This window comes from Brevundimonas sp. (genome assembly GCF_046299595.1).
Classification (GTDB): Bacteria; Pseudomonadota; Alphaproteobacteria; order Caulobacterales; family Caulobacteraceae; genus Brevundimonas.
Genome location: NZ_JBKBHQ010000001.1, coordinates 400,500 through 417,721 on the forward strand (window position 1 = coordinate 400,500; position 17,222 = coordinate 417,721).

Below are 17,222 nucleotides of genomic sequence, written 5' to 3' on the forward strand. Positions count from 1 at the left end.
CCCTTACGCCCGGCAGGATGCGCTGTCAGCCGATCAGTAGTTCAGGTTCCAGGTGAACACGCCCTCGTGGTCAGCGCGGATGGCGCGGAAGCCGACCAGGGACTGGCCCGACGCACAATAGCTGGAGCCCGTCGAATAGAAGCGATACGGCCCCGGATACTGAACGCACAGGTTGAAGTTGCCGCCCCACCTGAGGTTCGAGTTTCCGTCCACCTCGGCATAGCCGTAGAAGTTGCGGTTCCCCGTCGTCGCCAGGTTCTGGCACTGGCGCGGCCCGACACGCAGCCAGCCCCGGTTCAGGAACCGGCTCTCGCCCACTGGAATGTAGCTGAGGGCCACGAGGGCGGTGTTGTTGGTGTTGTTACACACCCGAATGGTCACACTGGCCTGGCGCGCCTCGGCCGCCGGGGTGATGCCCGCGAGCGGTGCCGCCGCCGCAGCCACACCCAGCACCAGCGCACACGATGTGCGGATCGCTTTCATGCTTCTGTCCTCCAAACCCCTGTTGGACAGTATGTTCTCAAGAACATTGTTTTGCAAAAACCCCCTCTTCCGGGGGGATCAGCGCCGCGGCGGCAGCGGAATCCAGGGCGCGGGCCGCATCCTGCGGGGTATGGCGCCGATGACCCCTTCATGCAGATAGCGGCGCACGAAGCCGATCACCTCGAACACCGTATCCTCGTCGAAAGGCTTGGAGATGCAGCCCAGTGCCCCGTTCATGTTGGCGGGAACCTGCTCGGGATTGGCCGTGATGAAAATGACCGACGCCCCGTGCTCCTGAATCAGGTCCCGCGCCACATCGGGGCCGGAGATCCCGTCGGTCAGGTTCACGTCCACGAAGGCGAGATCGACATGGGTGCCTCGGGCCTTGTTCAGGGCACCGGTGGCATCGATGGCCGTGCCCACCACCTCGCAACCGGCATCGCTGACGATCATGGTCAGCGCCACAGCCGTCATGGGCTGATCTTCGACGATGAGCACACGCAGAATATCTGAGGCAGGCAACGCACTATCCGATCAATCGTACGCGCCGAGCCGGTAATCCAGACCGGGCGCGATTGCAAATCCACGCGGGTTTACCCTGTTTCTGTTCGAAACCGTACACAATTAGGGCAAGGCGCGAAAATCCCCCGCGGATCGCTCATTGCGGGCAAGAAGAACAGGACCGCCCTGCCCGGTCCCTGTCAGGCGACTGCGACGGCGCGGTGGGCGCGAACGATGCGACGCCAGTTGAGCAGGTGCGCTGCGGCCAGAATCAGGCTGCCCGCCACGGTCAGCGGAACTTCCAGATGCGGCTGAGGCCAGCCCGCAGCGCCCATGATCAGGAACACCAGCCCTGCGACAGCCATGCAGCTGGCCAGTACGGCACGCCGGCCCGCGCGATGAAATGCCGCCAGAGACACGGGCACAGCAAGCGCCACAAAGCTCCAGTGCAGCCACTCGGCCTGGGCGATGGTGCCAAGCACGGGCAGCGCCACCACGAGCAGCGGAAGGGCCAGACAGTGTGCCAGGCAAAGGCCGGACAGGCTTATCGCGGCAGCATCAAGCGAAGGATAGCGGGCCATGGAGGGGTTCGCGGACGGGGGCGGATGGTCAGTCACAGTCCACGAGATATGTTACATGATAACACTTCGTTCAAGTGGGGCCGGGCCGATAAATCGCCGCAGGTCGCCTCAGCCCGCCTCGTTCCACTCATGACCTTTCAGCGTGGAAAGGAACTGTTCGGCATCGGCCACGATCTCGCGGCGGCGAGCGGCCTCCCAAGCCTTGAGCGTGCGATAGGGCATGGCCAGGCGCGGATTGTCCTTCAGCCTTTCCTCGTTGCGGATCAGGAACGCCCAGTAGAGCCGGTTGAAGGGGCAGGCGTCGGGGCCGGACTTCTGTTTCACATCATAGGCGCAGCGCCCGCAGAAATCCGACATCCTGTCGATGTAGGCACCCGAGGCCGCATAGGGCTTGCTGGCCATGCGCCCGCCATCGGCAAAGGTCGCCATGCCCAGCGTGTTGGCCATCTCGACCCACTCGAAGGCATCGGCGTAGACGGCCAGATACCAGCGCTCGACCTGGCGGGGGCTGATTCCGGCCAGAAGCGCGAAATTGCCCGTGACCATCAGGCGCTGGATGTGGTGAGAATAGGCGTGGTCCATGGTCTGGCCGACCGCTTCGCTGATACAGCGCATGGGCGTCTCGCCGGTCCAGTAGAAGTCGGGCAGCGGACGCTCGGCCTCAAGCGCGTTGCTCTGCGCATAGTCCGGCATCAGCGTCCAGTAGACACCGCGCACATATTCGCGCCAGCCCAGGATCTGGCGCACGAAGCCCTCGACGGCATTGAGCGGCGCATGGCCCTCGCGCCAGGCCTTGAGCGCTGCCTCGCAGACCTCGCGCGGTTCCAGCAGGCCGATGTTCAGGGCTGGCGAGAGCAGAGAGTGATAGACGAAGGGCGCGCCGCGCTTCATGGCGTCCTGATAGTCTCCGAATGACGGCAGGGCCTCCTCGATGAAATGGCGCAGCGCCGCCAAAGCCTCGGTGCGCGTCACCGGCCAGCCGAACGGCTCCAGACGACCGGGATGATCGGCAAAGCGCGCGCCCACCAGCGCCAGCACCTCGGCGGTGATCCCGTCAGGGCGAAAGCGCCTGCGATGGGGCAGAGCATGACCGGCGGGCAGCTTGCGCCGGTTCTCGGCATCGAAGTTCCAGCGCCCGCCTTCGGGCTGATCGCCGTCCATGAGGATGTCGTGCTCGCGGCGCATCTCGCGATAGAAATGCTCCATGCGCCACTGCCTGCGCCCCCGCGTCCATTGGGCAAAGCGATCACGGCTGGCAAAGAAGCGCTGATCGGGGCGCACGATGATCTCGGCATCAAACCTTTCACGCCAATCCCCGATCATCTGCTCGACCCGCCACTCGCCCGGCTCTGTCAGGATGATGCGCTCGGGGTTGTGGCGCGCGACGGCGCGCTCCAGCTCGCCGGTGAAGGTGCCGGTGTTATCCGCATCGTCGAGCCGCACATAGTCGACATTCACGCCGCGCTCGCGCAGATCCTCGGCGAAGTGGCGCATGGCCGAAAGGATCAGGGCAATCTTCTGCTTGTGGTGGCGCACATAGGTGCCCTCCTTCGCCACCTCCATCATCAGGACGGTGTCCGCATCCGTGTCCAGATCGGACAGGGCCGAGAGGCCGCGCGAGAGCTGGTCGCCCAGAACGATTCTCAGCGTGCTCATGTCGCGGTCCTCGCCGTGCGACGGGCCTCGCCGGCACAGCGGCGCGAGCAGAACTTCACCTGCTCCCAGTCGCGCTTCCACTTCTTGCGCCAGACGAAGGGTCGCTGGCAGTGCAGGCACACCTTGCTGGGCAGCGTGAGCTTGGCGTGCGTCACCAGGGCACCGCCTCGCCCTGCCAGTCCCAGAAGCCGCCGCTGTGCCCGGGCCGCAGGCGCAGCAGCACCTCCCACAGATCGCGGGCGGCCTCGGCGGCAGGACGCACCTTCAGCCCCGATCTAGCGAAGGGGGCGGACAGCTTCGTCTCGACCGTGCCGGGGTGAAGGGCGGCGATGATCGTCTCTTTTCGCCGCCTTGCCGTCTCCACCGCCGCCGTGCGCAAAAGCTGGTTGAGCGCCGCCTTGGATGCGCGATAGGCATACCAGCCGCCCAGACGGTTATCGCCGATGCTGCCCACCCGCGCGGACAGGCTGGCGAACACGGCCTTGCCCTCGCCCGCCAGCAGGGGCAGCGCATGTTTCATCAGCAGGGCGGGGCCGCTGGCATTGATCGCAAAGGCACGGGCCAGATGCTCGGCATCCAGCTCGGCAAGGCTGCGCTCGGGGCGGAAACGCTCATCATGCAGAAAGCCCGTGGCATCAAGGACCAGCCGCATCTCGCCATGGATGGCGCCCATGCAGCGGATGATGCTGGCCTCGTCCAGCAGGTCGAAGTGGGGCCGCGAGAGGCGCACCACCCTTGCGAACGCGCCTTGCGCCTCCAGCAGGTCGGCCAGCGCCGACCCGATGCCGCCCCCCGCCCCCGCCACAACCGCGACGCCGCCGGGAGGAAATGGCGTGTGGCTCTCGGGCAGCACTGCCGCATCCACAGATTCCTGCATGACCACCTCCTGCCCCGTGCAGGTGGGCGTTGCAGCACGGCCCCGCAAGACGCACTCTTGCCTCAAGACAGCTCTGGAACCGGCTGCGGTGCCGTGCGGTTAGCCCTCCCGCCCCTATTGGTCAGCGGACCAGCATCGCGAGAGCCCGTTCATGCGAAAAGACCTCACCATTCTGGTCATGGGCCTGATCATGACCCTGAGCCTGTCAGCCTGCGTCTCGCTCGTGTCCGGGCCGGTGGGAAATGCCTCTGTGCCCCAGCCGCGCGTCAGCGTCGATCTCGATCGCTATGCGGGCACCTGGTTCGAGCTGGCCCGCTACGAAAACAGCTTCGAGCGCGGGTGCGAGAACACCACCGCCACCTATACCCGCCGCCCCGACGGCCTGATCGGCGTAACCAACCGCTGTTTGGTGGACGGGCGGGAGCGCATCGCCGAGGGCCGGGCGCGGGTGATCGAGGGCAGCGGCAATGCCCGGCTCAAGGTCTCGTTCTTCGGACCGTTCTTCTTTGGCGACTACTGGGTGCTGGACCGGGCGGACGACTACAGCTGGGCGATCGTGGGCGAGCCTTCGGGCCGTTTTCTGTGGCTGCTGTCCCGCACGCCCGAGCCCGCGCCGGCCACGCGCCAGACCATCGAGTCCCGCGCCCGCGCGCTAGGCTATGACCTGAGCCTGCTGCGCCCGGTTCGCCACGACCAGAGCCAGCGCCGCGACTAGAGCTTGCGCCGGACCGGCACCTCCGCCCCGCTGGCGAGCAGGCGAAGGCCGCTTGCGCCGCAGAACACCATCACCTCCAGCCCCGATGAGGCCCAGGCCCTGATCGCGGCCTCGAAGGGTGCCTTGCGCCATGCATTGGGGCGGGACGGCTCGGTCTCGACGATCAGGCGCTGGCCCGACAGCTCGGTGTGCAGCACGAAACCTGCCCGGTCCGGCCGCCACTCCTGGCCGAGCGCCTCGGTCAGCAGCCAAAGACAGTTGAAGGCCCGGCACGCGCCGGGGCGGGTCTCATAGATGGCGCAACCGCCGCGCTTCGAGAAATGGCTGCACCAGCGATGGGGCGGCTTTTCGATCTCGTTCACGCCCATGATCTTGCAGCACAGGCCACAGCCCTCGCAGCCGCGCGCAGGGCTCGCGGCGGCGGCCGTCATCTGGGCTGAGGATGCAGGCTCGCTCACGCGCCGAGTTTAGAGCGCCGCGCGCGTTTGGCCATGGCTCAGGTGAGCAGGACCGATCACGCCATCTCGACGGCCATGGCCACGGCCTCGCCGCCGCCGATGCACAGACTGGCCATGCCCTTCGACTTGCCGTGAGCCTTCAGTGCCGCCAGCAGCGTCACCAGCACGCGCGCGCCCGAGGCACCGATGGGGTGGCCCAGCGCGCAGGCTCCGCCGTTCACGTTCAGCCGCGCATGATCGATCTCAAGTTCGCGCATGGCGATCATGGCGACCACGGCAAAGGCCTCGTTGACCTCCCACAGGTCCACGTCCGAAGCGCTCCAGCCTGCGCGATCGAGCGCCTTGCGCATGGCCGGCACCGGCGCGGTGGTGAACTGTCCGGGCTCGTGAGCGTGAGCGGCATGGGCGGCAATGCGCGCCACGACGGGCAGGTTCAGCGCCCGCGCCACGCTCTCGCGCGTCATGACCAGAGCCGCCGCCCCGTCCGAGATCGAGCTGGCATTGGCGGCGGTGATGGTGCCGTCCTTGGCAAAGGCAGGCTTGAGAGCGGGAATCTTGGCCGGATCGGCCTTCATGGGCTGCTCGTCCTGATCGACCGTGACGCTGCCCTTGCGGGTGCTGACCTCGACCGGCGTGATCTCGTCGCGGAAGTCGCCCTGCTCGGTCGCCCGGCGCGCGCGGCTCAGGCTCTCGATGGCATAGGCGTCCTGATCCTCGCGCGTGAACTGATAGTGGCGCGCCGTATCCTCGGCAAAGGCGCCCATCAGCTTGCCGGGCGTGTAGGCGTCCTCCAGCCCGTCCAGATACATGCTGTCCGAGATGACGTCGTGGCCGATGCGCGCACCGCCGCGGTGCTTGGCCATGACATAGGGCGCGCCGGTCATGCTCTCCATGCCGCCCGCCACGATCAGCTCCGCCGAGCCCGCCCGCAGCGCGTCGTGCGCCATGATCGCGGCCTGAAGGCCCGATCCGCACATCTTGTTCACCGTGGTGGCTTCGATGCCCAGCGTCAGCCCTGCGCCCAGAGCCGCCTGTCGAGCTGGCGCCTGGCCGAGACCGGCGGGAAGCACGCAGCCCATGAAGATCTGTTCTAGCCGCGCGGGCTCGACCCCGGCGCGTTCCACGGCCGCCTTGACCGCTGCCGCCCCCAGATCGGTCGCCTTGACCCCGGCCAGGGCACCCTGAAAGCCGCCCATGGGCGTGCGGGCAAAGGAACAGATCACGATGGGATCGGACATGGTGCGGCTCTCGACAATGAACACAATGGATCGGACGGGGCTGACATAGGGGCGCTGGCCCCTGTCATGCAAGCGCGCGCCGCACTCTAGAGCAGCTTGCGGCGCTGGCGCGACAGGGCCAGGGGCGTGCCGTCAGCGCTGTGGCAGAGTACCTCGTCCACCGTCCAGCCGCTGCCCAGGTCCAGCATGGAAAAGGTGAAGAACGCCCAGCCGTCAGGGGCTTTCGCGCCAGGATCGGCACAGAGAAAATCATAGCGCAGGTCCACCGTCGTCATCATGGGCGGCGAGGCCAGGGCGGTCCAGGACGGCGGGTACAGCGCATCGAGCAGATAGCACAGCCGTCCATGATCGAGTGCCCCGCCCTGTTTCATCCGCATCCAGACCCGCTCGACCGGCGCGCGACCGGCATTGCCGCCAAACAGGTTCGGTCCGTCGGCAAAGCGATAGTCCACGTGCCGGGTGAAGCGCGGTGACATTCCGCCATCCAGCTGGCGGGCGGGGTCAAGGCTGTCGAGGGCGGGGGGCCGCTCTGCCAGCGGGGTGATGACCGGTCCGTCCGCGCTCTGGCCCCAGGTGGCAGTGGCGTGATGGGTCTGGCGCGGCCCCTGATACACGTCCAGCGCGCTGTAGCTGACCGTACGTCCGCCCCGCAGCAGGCGCGGCATGAAGCGCAGGGGCTGGCCGTAGCGCGAGGCGGAAAGATACTGAACGCTCAGGCTCTGCAATGGCACCTCGAGGCCAAGGCCCTGTCGCATCGCGCCCGCCGCCAGCGCTGCGATCATGCCGCCGAACGGTGGTCCGGCCTCGGGCGGAGCGGCGATGGGCGCATTGGAGAAATCGCCCGTCAGGGTCGCTTCCAGCGTGCCCTCGCCCGCAGGCGTCAGGGTGATGGCCTCGTCGTAGGACTGCATGAGTGTGCTCATTGCCCCATCCCGTTCCTGAACTGCGATCACTTATGGGGCACACCATGCCGACTGCATCTTAAAACGCAACCCACTTGTAATCAGGCTGACGCAAGGGCACTTTAGGGCCATGGGACGTACCGCCGACTATTCGCGCCAGAGCTGTTCGATTGCCGCCACCCTGGAGGTGATCGGTGATCCGTGGACCCTGCTGGTCATCCGCGATGCCTTTCAGGGCGTGCGTCGCTTTGAGCAGTGGCAGGAGCGCCTCGGTGTCGCACGCAACGTGCTGGCCGCCCGCCTCAAGACCCTGGTGGCCCATGGCGTGCTGGAACCGCGCCTCTATTCCGAGCGCCCACCGCGCAACGAATATGTGCTGACGAACAAGGGCAAGGATCTGTATGCCGTGCTGCTGACCCTTCACGACTGGGGCCAGAAGCATCTCTACGGCGACTGCGATGCGGGCGTGGTCCTGACCCATCGGCCTTGCGGCGCACCGCTCGATCCGCGCATCGCCTGCGCCTCCTGCGGAGAGATCGTCGCTCCGACCGACATCGACGTGGTGCGCCGCGACGACAAGCCCACCGTGGGCGATGTGCTGACCCGCGAAGAAGCGGCCTGACGTCCACGCTCCATGTCCTTCACGCGCCGATACGACGGGCCCGAGCCCCAGCGGGTCAACAAGTGGCTCGCCCAGAGCGGGGTCTGCTCGCGCCGCGAGGCCGAGGCCCTGATCGCGCGCGGTCTGGTCAGCATCGACGGCGAGCGTGTCACCGATGCCGGGCGCAAGATCGGACCGGGCCAGACCCTGACCCTCGCCGACGAGGCGACCACCACCCTGTCCAGCAGCTTCTGCATCCTGCTGCACAAGCCGGTGGGCTATGTCTCGGGACAGCCCGAGCCCGGCGATGTGCCTGCCGCGCGCCTGCTGACGCGTGAGCGCCGCCATGACGACGCGCCCGTGCCCCCTTCCGATGCCTCGCTGCCCCCGCTGGGGCGACTGGACAAGGATTCGCGCGGCCTGCTGCTGCTGTCGGACGATGGCGTCCTGGCCAAGGCGCTGATCGGGCCGCAGTCGCGCCTCGACAAGCAGTATCGCGTGATCGTGCGCGGCCAGATCACGCCGGAAAAGCTGTCGCGACTGCGTCACGGGCTGGAGCTGGACGGGCGCCGCCTCAAGCCCGCCATCGTCACCCGCCTGACGGCCCAGACCCTCAGCTTCACGCTCACCGAAGGGCGCAATCGCCAGATCAGGCGCATGTGCGAGCTGGTGGACCTGCGCGTCATCGATCTTTTTCGCCATCGCATCGGGCCGCTGGAACTGGGCGACCTGCCCGAGGGGCGCTGGCGGAGCTTGAGCGCACAGGAGCGTGAGCGCCTGATCGCGGCCTCAGGCGGCTGATGGCCGGCTGATCGACCACCGAAGCTGACAGGGCGTCTGCTATGGGCTAAAGCCACGCCCTCGCTGATGGCGCGCGCCGCCCTCGCCTCCCCTTCCTGCCTGCCTGACCGGGTGAAAGTCTCTCCATGTCGCTCAAAGTCGCCATCGTCGGCCTGCCCAATGTCGGCAAGTCCACCCTGTTCAACGCCCTGACCCAGACCGCTGCGGCCCAGGCTGCCAACTATCCTTTCTGCACCATCGAGCCCAATACCGGCGACGTGGCCGTGCCCGAGGCGCGCCTCGACACCCTGGCGCGCATCGCGGGCTCGAAGGAGATCATTCCCGCGCGCATCACCTTTGTGGACGTGGCGGGGCTGGTGCGCGGAGCGTCCAGGGGCGAGGGCCTCGGCAATCAGTTCCTGGCCAATATCCGCGACTGCGATGCGGTGGCCTTTGTCGCGCGCTGCTTCGAGGATGACGACATCACCCACGTCGAGGGCCGCGTCGATCCGCTCTCGGACCTCGAGATCATCGAGACCGAGCTGATGCTGGCCGATCTGGAGAGCCTTGAGCGCCGCGTGGTGCAGGTCGAGAAGCGCGCCAAGGGCGGCGACAAGGAATCCCAGGCCACCTTGCGCCTGATGAACCTTGCGCTGGAGAAGCTGCGCGAGGGCAAGCCCGCGCGCACCGCCGACATCTCGAAGGAAGACGAGAAGGGCTGGCAGATGCTCCAGCTTCTGACCTCCCTGCCCGCGCTCTATGTCTGCAACGTCGAGGAGGCGTCAGCCGACAAGGGCAATGCCCTGTCCGACGCCGTGGCCGCGCGCGCGCGCGCCGACAACGCCAACTCGGTGGTCATCTCGGCGCGCATCGAATCCGAGATCGCCCTGCTGGAGCCCGAGGAGCGCACCGAGTTTCTTGAGACCATGGGGCTGGAGGAGCCGGGCCTCAACCGCCTGATCCGCGAGGCCTATGCCCTGCTGGGCCTGCAGACCTATTTCACCGTCGGCCCCAAGGAAGCGCGCGCCTGGACCATTCCCGTGGGCGCCACGGCACCTCAGGCCGCCGGGGTGATCCACACCGATTTCGAGAAGGGCTTCATCCGCGCCGAGACCATCGCCTACGACGACTATGTCGCCCTGGGCGGCGAAGCGCGTGCGCGCGAGGCCGGCAAGCTGCGCGCCGAGGGCAAGAGCTATGTCGTCAAGGATGGCGACGTGATGCACTTCCTGTTCAATACCTGAACCGGAAGGGCTGCGGCCCTAATCGCAGCGCACCAGCATGATCGGGTCGGTGCCGCGCTCCAGATAGGTGAGGCGCAGCGTGTCGCCGTCAGCCACCATGCGCACGGTGTGGCGGTATTCCATGCCCTCTGCCATGCAGATCATCTGGGCATCCCAGCCCTCCCCGGTCTCATCCAGCGCGATGATATCGCAACTGTTCTCATAGCCCTCGAAGCGCGTCTCACTGATGCGCACGGGCACGCGGTCCGTGGTCATGGCCGTGTTGGCACACCACTGGGCATCGGCGGCCCATGTGCCGACAAAGGCGAGCCGGGGCGCAGGCTCCGGCGCGCCGCTGGGCGCATCGGTGCAGGCCGCCAGCGCGAGGCAGACAGCCGAAACGGAAACAAAAAGACGCGGCATGAGAACAGTCCTGACAGAATTGCCTGTGCAGCGGAACGCCTCAGCGCCTGCGCGGTTCGCTCCCAGCACTCAGGCCGCGGCCACGGCCTCGATCTCGACCATCCAGCCCTGCTCGAACAGGCCCGTGATGATGACCGTCAGGGCAGGTTGGCGGCCCTCCAGCATCTCGAGGCGCACGGCGCGATTGGTCAGGGCATGGCTGCGATCGGCCAGGTAAGTCGTGACCTTGACCAGATTGTCGAGGCCCATGCCTGCGCCGTCGAGCTGGGCGCGCAGGTTCGCCCACACCTGACGGCACTGGCCCTCGAAGTCATCGGGCACGGTGCCATCGGGCGCGACCGGCACCTGACCCGAGATGAACAGCCAGCGCGTCGCCCCCTCGACCAAAGCGGCTTGAGGATAGGCACCCTGCACCGGCGGGGAGCCTTCAGCGGAAATCGGAGTGATGCGCGTCACCTGGGTTCCTGGCGGCGCTGGTCGTCGCTGAGCGCACGGGTGGCCGCGTATTCCGAGCCCGGCTTCCACTGCGGCCAGCGCTCCGAGTTGGCCAGGTCCAGCGCCAGCCGATACAGCAGCTCGAGGTTCTGAACCGCCGCGCGGAAGTCCAGATCAGGCGTCCAGATGTCGCTGGGTTGATGATAGTTGGCGCGGAACATCTGGTCATAGGCGCGCAGGCCAGCCTCGCGCCCGCCCTCGACCCAGTCGACCCCGTGCCAGGGCATCAGAGCGGGCACGCCGCGCACGGCAAAGGCAAAGTGGTCGGAGCGGGTATAGAACCCCTGCTCGGGCTGGCCGTCATCGGTGATCACGCGGCCCTGCTCTGCCGCCAGCACCGCCAGATCGTCCTCCAGAGTGTTCTGCCCATAGCCGAAGATCTGCAGATCGCGCGTGGGCGGCGAGAGGGGCAGCATGTCGATGTTGATGTTCGCCGCCGTGGTCTCGAGCGGATAGAGCGGATTGAGCGTGTAGTAGAACGCGCCCAGCAGGCCCTGCTCCTCGGCGGTGACGTGCAGGAAGACGATGGTGCGCCGGGGGGCGCCTGCGGCTTTCAGCTCGCGCGCCATCTCGACAAGTCCGACCGTGCCCGTGGCATTATCCCAGGCACCGTTATAGATCTGGCCGCCGCGCTCGCCCACGTGGTCCCAGTGCGCCGAGAACACGATGGTCTGGTCGGCCAGATCGGTGCCGGGGATGCGCGCGACGAAGTTGTTGGTGGTCAGGGTCTCGATGGACTCCTCCACGTCCGCTGACAGGCTGACGCCCTCAAGCGGCACGGCACGGAAACCTCCGCTGGATACGGCGGCGACCAGATCACCGCCCCTCAGCCCGGCTGCGCTGGCCCATCGGTCGAACAGGTCGCGTGCAACGATGCCCGTTAGGGGAACGCTGTTCAGCCCCGGCACCGTGGTGCGCGTCGAGGAAGCCTGGCGCGAGCCCTGCTGCCAGTTGGAGGCGCTGGCGTTCACGGGCACAAGCGTGATCAGGCCGACCGCACCGCGCCGCACGGCCTCGGCCTCCTTGTGGCGGGCATTGCGGTAGAAGGTCGGAAAGCCGGTGCCGAAGTCGGGCTCGCCGCCCATGACGATGACCACCGCGCCGCGCACATCCACATCACCATAGTCGTCCCACCCGCGCTCGGGCGCATGGATGCCGTACCCGGCGAACACGACCGGCACGCCCTCGCCCTGATAGCGGCCGCTGGCCAGCGCGCGCAGGGCCAGGCCGTCAGACAGGCGCAGCGCGCCGCCCTGCCCGCCATTGCCGCGCCAGCGCGCCGTAGCCTCGCGCGCAGGCGTGATGCGCTGCAAGGTGACTTCCTGATACCAGCTGCCGTTCTCGCCTCCGGGCTCCAGGCCGATGGCCTCATACTGAGTGCGCAGCCACTCCAGGGTCAGGCGCTCGCCTTCCGTGCCGGGCCAGCGCCCGCCGTAGGCATCGGAAGCGATCTCGCGCACGCCGTCGGACAGGCGCTGGGTCGAGAAGTCCTGCGCGGCCACCGGCACGGCCAGCAGCATTGCGACGGCGACAATCAGGCTGCGCTTGATCAGGTGCGGGCGGGAGGTCTTCAGCATGGAGGATCAGACTTTCGCATCGGGCAGAAGCACCCGGACAAAGAAAAGGGGCGCGGGAGCCTCGGCTCGCTCGCGCCCCTTGAGGCAGCTCTTACTGGCGCGCCGCCGCAGAGGGCGCGCGGGCCGGTCCGAACTCGGAAGACTCGCTCCACTGCGGCCAGTCGCGGCTGTTGGCGAGATCCTGACCGATGCGGATGAACAGCTCCAGATCCTCGATCATGCCGCTGAGGTCATAGCGGTCATCCCACTCGTCACCGACCTGGTGATAGCGGTCGCGGCCATATTCGGCCCGCAGTTCCTCGCGCAGGGCGACAGGCTCTTCGCGGAAGGTGATGCCGCCGCCCGCATAGGCCATCGGCACGCCGCGCTTGGCCAGCGGGAAGTGGTCGGAGCGGAAATAGATGCCCGCAGCCGCGCGCGTATCAGGGGCGATGGTGCGGTCCTGCTGTGCGGCGGCGGCACGCAGGCGGTTGTCCATGTCGGCGGACTGGCCATAGCCGTTGATGTTGAGGTCGGTCGTGCGGCCATAGACGTTCATGGCGTCCATGTTGAAACCCGTCACCGTGGTCTCGAGCGGCCACACCGGGTTGGCAGCATAGAACTCCGAGCCCAGCAGGCCGCTTTCCTCGGCAGTGAAGCCGATCAGCACGATGGAGCGCTCGGGGCGCGGGCCGCTGGCGAAGTGGTGGGCCACCTCGATCAGGGCGGCGGTGCCGGTGGCGTTGTCCACGGCGCCATTGAAGATCTCGACCGTGCCGTCCTCGCGCTCGACCACGCCGAGGTGATCCCAGTGAGCGGTGTAGAGGATGGTCTCGTTCGGATAGCGGCTGCCAGGCAGGCGCGCGATGACATTGTCGGTCTGGATGGTGTCGGTGCTGACGCCATAGCTGGCCGAGAGGCTGGCGCCTTCCAGCACCACGGGGCGGAAGTCGCGCGAGCGCGCCTCGACCTTGAGCGCCTCGAAGTCGAGACCGGCGCGCTGGAACAGCTCCACGGCCAGGTCGCGCTGGATCCAGCCTTCCAGCGGCACGCGCTCCGCGGCCGGGTTCTCGCGAACGATGTCGAACTGGGGACCAGTCCAGCTGTTGGCCACGGTGGCCCAGCCATAGGACGCCGGCTCGGTCTCATGGACGATCAGCACGCCCGCAGCACCGCGCCGCGCGGCTTCCTCATACTTGTAGGTCCAGCGCCCGTAATAGGTCATGGCGCGCCCGCCGAAGGTGTTGAGCTCGGGCTGCTCGAAGTCGGCGTCATTGACCAGCACCACGATGATGCGCCCGGTGACGTCCACGTCCTTGAAATCGTCCCAGTCGCGCTCGGGCGCGGTGGTGCCATAGCCGACAAAGACCAGCGGCAGGTTGTTCAGACTGACGTGCTCGTTGGGCAGGCGCGTCGAGATCACCACGTCCTCGGCCTGAACCAGCGGGCGGTTCCAGTCGCCGACGGTGATGCTGGCGCTTGTGTTGGCTACCTCGAAGCGGCGCAGGGTCACGGTCTGGGTCCAGCCGCCGTTCTCTCCGCCCGGCTCGAAGCCCGCCTCGGCAAAGGCGCGGGTGAGCATCTCCACAGTCATGCGCTCGCCTTCCGTGGCTATGGCGCGGCCCTGGAACTCGTCGCTGGCCAGCTCGCGGATATTGGCTTCGAGGCGCTCGGCATTGATGGCGGGGTCGGACACGGCGGCCACCGACATCACCGGCAGGGCGATGGCAGCCGCAAACGCTGCGAGACGGGGAATATGACGCATGAAGCTACCTTCTGCTTGGACGGTCGGTTCTGAGGTTGGCGAACCCTAGCGGCTCAATTTTGACCTGTCACGCCAATGTCAGGGGCGATCCGCGCTCAGTGGCCGTCAAAGGCAATCAGGGCCTCGGCGCGCACCCCCTGCTCGGCCACGCGCTGCAATCCGCCCAGTTCGGGCAGGTCGATAACGAAGGCCGCCCCCGTCACCTCTGCGCCAGAGCGCCGCGCCAGGGTGACGGCGGCCAGCGCCGTGCCGCCCGTGGCGATCAGGTCATCGACGATGAGAACGCGGCAGTCCGGCGACAGCGCATCGATGTGCATCTCCAGCGCATCGGTGCCGTATTCCAGCTCATAGGTCTGGGCCGTGGTGACGTGGGGCAGCTTGCCCGGCTTACGCAGAGGCACGAAGGCCGCCTCCAGCGCCACGGCCACCGCACCGCCAAGGATGAAGCCGCGCGCCTCTATGCCAACCACATGGGTAATGCCTGCCGAGCGGAACGGCGCGCTCATGTGCTCGACCGCATGGCGCATCGCTCCGGCGTGACCCAGCAAGGTGGTGATGTCGCGAAACTGGATGCCCGCCCTCGGATAGTCCGGGATGGTGCGCACATAGTCCCTGAGGTCCAGCACCGGCTCCACCTTCGCGCCTCCCGCGGCCCATGAAAAACCCGCCGGAGTGAAGCACACACCGGCGGGTCCAGTCATCACAACTTGTCGTCCGGCACTCCTGCGCGAGGGTGCCGGAGGAGCGCCGCCTCAGTGGGCGACGCCCTTCCAGATGCGCCGATAGCTGGCGTAGGTCAGGCCGGCGAACATCAGCAGATAGAGGAACACGGCCAGTCCCGTCTGCTTGCGCTCGGTCGCGCGCGGGTCGGAGGCCCAGGCGATGAAGGCCGCCACGTCGCGCGACATCTGGTCCACGGTTGCCGCGGTACCGTCGTCATAGGTGACCTGGCCATCGCGCAGCGGCTGGGCCATGGCGAGGAACCCGCCATAGGGCACGTGCTCGGGATCACCGCTCCAGAACGGCGTCACATCGCCGGGGAAGTAGGGGTTGTAGTAGAGGCCGGTCGGCACATCGAGGCCCGCAGGCACCTGACCATAGCCGATCAGCAGCGAGTAGATGTAGTTGGCCCCGTCATGGCGCGCCTTGGCCATGACCGACAGGTCCGGCGGCGGTGCCCCGCCGTTGGCGGCAGCAGCGGCGGTGCGGTTCGGATAGGGCTCGGGGAAACCGTCCGACGAAATGCCGGGACGGAAGATTTCCTCGCCTGTCTCGCTGTCGATGTCGGCGATCTCGAACTCTGCCGCGATGGTGCGGACATAGGGGTTGTCGTTCGGGTTGGGATAGCGGCTGTCCCAGAACGGCCCGCCGCGCTCGCCCAGATTGCGGAACGAGAGCAGGTTCATGCCGTGGCACGCGGCGCAGACCTCGCGATAGACGCGATAGCCGCGCTGAAGCTGGGCCTGGTCGAAGGTGCCGAACGGTCCCTCGAACGAGAAACCGGCGCGCTCGGGATGCTTGGCACCCCCGGCAGCCATGGCCGGGCCGCTGGCCAGGCCGAGCACCGCAGCGGCGACCGCCACCGACAGGGGCTTGGCCAGACGGGAGGTGAAGTTGCGCATGGTCATCCTCATCAGCCCTTCTTCTCGGGCGCGGCAACGGCCGGGGCGGGCGCGGCGTCGGGTCCGGCGAGCACGGGCTCGGAGATGGACTTGGGCCTTGGCAGTGGCACTTCCTTCAGGCCCACCCACGGCATGATCACCAGGAAGAAGGCGAAGTAGTAGAGCGTCGCCAGGCGCGTCAGCCACAGATAGCTGTTCAGCTGGCCGTCCAGCAGCACGAAGCTGGGCATGCCGGGCACCACGGGCGCGTCGGGCAGCATGGCCCCGCACCAGCCGAGCACGAAGGCATTGGCCACGAAGATGAAGAAGAACACGCGCATCATCGGGCGATAGCGCAGCGAGCGCACCTTGGAGGTGTCCAGCCACGGCAGCACGAACATCACCCCGATGGCCGCGAACATGGCCACCACGCCGCCGAACTTGTCGGGGATGGCGCGAAGGATCGCGTAGAACGGCAGCAGATACCACTCGGGCACGATGTGCGCGGGCGTCACCAGCGGATCGGCGGGGATGTAGTTGTCCGCATGGCCCAGCACGTTGGGCATGAAGAACACGAACCAGGCGAACAGCAGCATGAACACCAGGATCGCGAAGCCGTCCTTGACCGTGTAGTAGGGGTGGAAGGGCACCGTGTCCTTGGCCACGCGCTCTTTCGGGATCAGGATGCCGACCGGGTTGTTCTGGCCGGCCGTGTGCAGCGCCCACAGGTGCAGCACCACCACGCCGAGGATCACGAACGGCAGCAGATAGTGCAGCGAGAAGAAGCGGTTCAGCGTCGCATTGTCGATGGCCGGGCCGCCCTGCAGCCACGTCAGGATCGGACCGCCGACCACGGGGATCGAACCGATCAGGTTGGTGATAACCACCGCGCCGTGGAACGACATCTGACCCCAGGGCAGCACATAGCCGAGGAAGGCCGTGGCGATCATCAGGAAGAAGATCACGACACCCAGGATCCAGATCATCTCGCGCGGCGCCTTGTAGGAGCCGTAGTAGAGGCCGCGCAGCATGTGGATGTAGACCGCGATGAAGAACATCGAGGCCCCGTTCGAGTGCACATAACGGATCAGCCAGCCGCCGTTGACGTCGCGCATGATGCGCTCGACCGAGGCGAAGGCCATTTCGGTATTGGGCTGGTAGTGCATGGCCAGCACCACACCGGTGATGATCTGGATCACCAGGCACAGCATCAGGATGGCACCGAAGGTGTACCAGTAGTTCAGGTTCTTCGGCGTCGGCAGGGCCATGTAATCGGCGCCGAAGCGGATGATCGGCAGACGCTGGTCGAGCCAGCGCTCGAAGCCGGTCTTGGGGACGTAGGTGGATTCGTGAGCGCTCATGGATTT

General features: G+C 67.1%; 20 protein-coding genes. 4 read left to right on the top strand and 16 right to left on the bottom strand.

Features of this window, described 5'->3' with window-relative positions; genetic code table 11:
* Positions 1–33: 33 nt before the first annotated feature.
* The 6 genes from ACK4E3_RS01990 to ACK4E3_RS02015 all read right to left on the bottom strand — a co-directional run bounded on the left by ACK4E3_RS01990 (position 34) and on the right by ACK4E3_RS02015 (position 4,098).
* Positions 34–483: a DUF1036 domain-containing protein gene (locus tag ACK4E3_RS01990; RefSeq protein WP_409695596.1), complete on the bottom strand. Its 450-nt coding sequence runs from the start codon at positions 481–483 to the stop codon at positions 34–36.
* 78 nt (positions 484–561) lie between these two features.
* Positions 562–981: a response regulator gene (locus ACK4E3_RS01995; protein ID WP_409701011.1), complete on the bottom strand. Its 420-nt coding sequence runs from the start codon at positions 979–981 to the stop codon at positions 562–564.
* Positions 982–1,184: 203 nt separating this feature from the next.
* Positions 1,185–1,565, bottom strand: a complete 381-nt coding sequence (locus ACK4E3_RS02000; protein WP_409695599.1) for a MerC domain-containing protein — start codon at positions 1,563–1,565, stop codon at positions 1,185–1,187.
* A gap of 108 nt (positions 1,566–1,673) precedes the next feature.
* Entirely contained in the window at positions 1,674–3,221 is a 1,548-nt protein-coding gene (locus ACK4E3_RS02005; protein WP_409695602.1) for a cryptochrome/photolyase family protein, read from the bottom strand.
* Positions 3,218–3,376, bottom strand: a complete 159-nt coding sequence (locus tag ACK4E3_RS02010; RefSeq protein WP_409695605.1) for a DUF2256 domain-containing protein — start codon at positions 3,374–3,376, stop codon at positions 3,218–3,220. The genes ACK4E3_RS02005 and ACK4E3_RS02010 overlap by 4 nt, the downstream gene beginning before the upstream one ends.
* Positions 3,373–4,098, bottom strand: a complete 726-nt coding sequence (locus ACK4E3_RS02015) for an SDR family NAD(P)-dependent oxidoreductase (protein ID WP_409695608.1) — start codon at positions 4,096–4,098, stop codon at positions 3,373–3,375. Before ACK4E3_RS02015 ends, ACK4E3_RS02010 begins: the two co-directional genes overlap by 4 nt.
* 151 nt (positions 4,099–4,249) lie before the next feature.
* Here ACK4E3_RS02015 and ACK4E3_RS02020 point away from each other — a divergent pair, with 151 nt between their 5' ends.
* On the top strand, positions 4,250–4,813 hold the full coding sequence (locus tag ACK4E3_RS02020; RefSeq protein ID WP_409695611.1) for a lipocalin family protein: 564 nt from the start codon (positions 4,250–4,252) through the stop codon (positions 4,811–4,813).
* Here ACK4E3_RS02020 and ACK4E3_RS02025 read toward each other — a convergent pair.
* The 3 genes from ACK4E3_RS02025 to ACK4E3_RS02035 all read right to left on the bottom strand — a co-directional run bounded on the left by ACK4E3_RS02025 (position 4,810) and on the right by ACK4E3_RS02035 (position 7,432).
* Positions 4,810–5,271 (bottom strand): YkgJ family cysteine cluster protein, encoded by a 462-nt coding sequence (locus ACK4E3_RS02025; protein ID WP_409695614.1) that lies wholly within the window; start codon positions 5,269–5,271, stop codon positions 4,810–4,812. The genes ACK4E3_RS02020 and ACK4E3_RS02025 overlap by 4 nt on opposite strands.
* Before the next feature lie 56 nt (positions 5,272–5,327).
* A complete protein-coding gene (locus ACK4E3_RS02030) occupies positions 5,328–6,509 on the bottom strand; it encodes an acetyl-CoA C-acyltransferase (RefSeq protein ID WP_409695617.1) in 1,182 nt (393 codons plus the stop codon).
* A gap of 86 nt (positions 6,510–6,595) precedes the next feature.
* Entirely contained in the window at positions 6,596–7,432 is an 837-nt protein-coding gene (locus tag ACK4E3_RS02035) for an acyl-CoA thioesterase (RefSeq protein WP_409695620.1), read from the bottom strand.
* Between the two features lie 109 nt (positions 7,433–7,541).
* Here ACK4E3_RS02035 and ACK4E3_RS02040 point away from each other — a divergent pair, with 109 nt between their 5' ends.
* The 3 genes from ACK4E3_RS02040 to ychF all read left to right on the top strand — a co-directional run bounded on the left by ACK4E3_RS02040 (position 7,542) and on the right by ychF (position 10,036).
* On the top strand, positions 7,542–8,033 hold the full coding sequence (locus tag ACK4E3_RS02040; RefSeq protein ID WP_409695623.1) for a winged helix-turn-helix transcriptional regulator: 492 nt from the start codon (positions 7,542–7,544) through the stop codon (positions 8,031–8,033).
* A 12-nt stretch (positions 8,034–8,045) separates the two neighbouring features.
* Entirely contained in the window at positions 8,046–8,813 is a 768-nt protein-coding gene (locus tag ACK4E3_RS02045) for a pseudouridine synthase (protein ID WP_409695626.1), read from the top strand.
* Between the two features lie 125 nt (positions 8,814–8,938).
* Positions 8,939–10,036 (top strand): redox-regulated ATPase YchF, encoded by a 1,098-nt coding sequence (gene ychF, locus ACK4E3_RS02050; RefSeq protein WP_409695628.1) that lies wholly within the window; start codon positions 8,939–8,941, stop codon positions 10,034–10,036.
* Between the two features lie 18 nt (positions 10,037–10,054).
* Here the strand turns inward: ychF and ACK4E3_RS02055 are convergent, their stop codons facing one another.
* The 7 genes from ACK4E3_RS02055 to ACK4E3_RS02085 all read right to left on the bottom strand — a co-directional run bounded on the left by ACK4E3_RS02055 (position 10,055) and on the right by ACK4E3_RS02085 (position 17,216).
* Entirely contained in the window at positions 10,055–10,438 is a 384-nt protein-coding gene (locus ACK4E3_RS02055) for a hypothetical protein (RefSeq protein WP_409695631.1), read from the bottom strand.
* Positions 10,439–10,507: 69 nt separating this feature from the next.
* A complete protein-coding gene (locus ACK4E3_RS02060; protein WP_409695634.1) occupies positions 10,508–10,894 on the bottom strand; it encodes a RidA family protein in 387 nt (128 codons plus the stop codon).
* The gene (locus ACK4E3_RS02065) at positions 10,891–12,510 is read right to left on the bottom strand and encodes a M28 family peptidase (protein WP_409695637.1); all 1,620 of its coding nucleotides are present in this window, start codon (positions 12,508–12,510) and stop codon (positions 10,891–10,893) included. Before ACK4E3_RS02065 ends, ACK4E3_RS02060 begins: the two co-directional genes overlap by 4 nt.
* 91 nt (positions 12,511–12,601) lie before the next feature.
* Positions 12,602–14,254, bottom strand: a complete 1,653-nt coding sequence (locus ACK4E3_RS02070; RefSeq protein WP_409695640.1) for a M28 family metallopeptidase — start codon at positions 14,252–14,254, stop codon at positions 12,602–12,604.
* Between the two features lie 95 nt (positions 14,255–14,349).
* Positions 14,350–14,955 (bottom strand): adenine phosphoribosyltransferase, encoded by a 606-nt coding sequence (locus ACK4E3_RS02075; protein WP_409695644.1) that lies wholly within the window; start codon positions 14,953–14,955, stop codon positions 14,350–14,352.
* Between the two features lie 51 nt (positions 14,956–15,006).
* Positions 15,007–15,888 (bottom strand): cytochrome c1, encoded by an 882-nt coding sequence (locus ACK4E3_RS02080; RefSeq protein WP_409695647.1) that lies wholly within the window; start codon positions 15,886–15,888, stop codon positions 15,007–15,009.
* Positions 15,888–17,216 carry a cytochrome b gene (locus ACK4E3_RS02085; RefSeq protein WP_409695650.1) on the bottom strand — a complete coding sequence of 443 codons (1,329 nt, stop codon included), beginning with the start codon at positions 17,214–17,216 and terminating at the stop codon, positions 15,888–15,890. The genes ACK4E3_RS02080 and ACK4E3_RS02085 overlap by 1 nt, the downstream gene beginning before the upstream one ends.
* Between the last annotated feature and the right edge of the window lie 6 nt (positions 17,217–17,222).

What these genes read in the sequence shown, in the direction of transcription:
- ACK4E3_RS01990 (WP_409695596.1), bottom strand. Translation starts at nt 483, where the DNA reads ATGAAAGCGATCCGCACATCGTGTGCGCTGGTGCTGGGTGTGGCTGCG.
- ACK4E3_RS02000 (WP_409695599.1), bottom strand. Translation starts at nt 1,565, where the DNA reads ATGGCCCGCTATCCTTCGCTTGATGCTGCCGCGATAAGCCTGTCCGGC.
- ACK4E3_RS02005 (WP_409695602.1), bottom strand. Translation starts at nt 3,221, where the DNA reads ATGAGCACGCTGAGAATCGTTCTGGGCGACCAGCTCTCGCGCGGCCTC.
- ACK4E3_RS02015 (WP_409695608.1), bottom strand. Translation starts at nt 4,098, where the DNA reads ATGCAGGAATCTGTGGATGCGGCAGTGCTGCCCGAGAGCCACACGCCA.
- ACK4E3_RS02020 (WP_409695611.1), top strand. Translation starts at nt 4,250, where the DNA reads ATGCGAAAAGACCTCACCATTCTGGTCATGGGCCTGATCATGACCCTG.
- ACK4E3_RS02030 (WP_409695617.1), bottom strand. Translation starts at nt 6,509, where the DNA reads ATGTCCGATCCCATCGTGATCTGTTCCTTTGCCCGCACGCCCATGGGC.
- ACK4E3_RS02035 (WP_409695620.1), bottom strand. Translation starts at nt 7,432, where the DNA reads ATGAGCACACTCATGCAGTCCTACGACGAGGCCATCACCCTGACGCCT.
- ACK4E3_RS02040 (WP_409695623.1), top strand. Translation starts at nt 7,542, where the DNA reads ATGGGACGTACCGCCGACTATTCGCGCCAGAGCTGTTCGATTGCCGCC.
- ACK4E3_RS02045 (WP_409695626.1), top strand. Translation starts at nt 8,046, where the DNA reads ATGTCCTTCACGCGCCGATACGACGGGCCCGAGCCCCAGCGGGTCAAC.
- ychF (WP_409695628.1), top strand. Translation starts at nt 8,939, where the DNA reads ATGTCGCTCAAAGTCGCCATCGTCGGCCTGCCCAATGTCGGCAAGTCC.
- ACK4E3_RS02055 (WP_409695631.1), bottom strand. Translation starts at nt 10,438, where the DNA reads ATGCCGCGTCTTTTTGTTTCCGTTTCGGCTGTCTGCCTCGCGCTGGCG.
- ACK4E3_RS02065 (WP_409695637.1), bottom strand. Translation starts at nt 12,510, where the DNA reads ATGCTGAAGACCTCCCGCCCGCACCTGATCAAGCGCAGCCTGATTGTC.
- ACK4E3_RS02070 (WP_409695640.1), bottom strand. Translation starts at nt 14,254, where the DNA reads ATGCGTCATATTCCCCGTCTCGCAGCGTTTGCGGCTGCCATCGCCCTG.
- ACK4E3_RS02075 (WP_409695644.1), bottom strand. Translation starts at nt 14,955, where the DNA reads ATGACTGGACCCGCCGGTGTGTGCTTCACTCCGGCGGGTTTTTCATGG.
- ACK4E3_RS02080 (WP_409695647.1), bottom strand. Translation starts at nt 15,888, where the DNA reads ATGAGGATGACCATGCGCAACTTCACCTCCCGTCTGGCCAAGCCCCTG.
- ACK4E3_RS02085 (WP_409695650.1), bottom strand. Translation starts at nt 17,216, where the DNA reads ATGAGCGCTCACGAATCCACCTACGTCCCCAAGACCGGCTTCGAGCGC.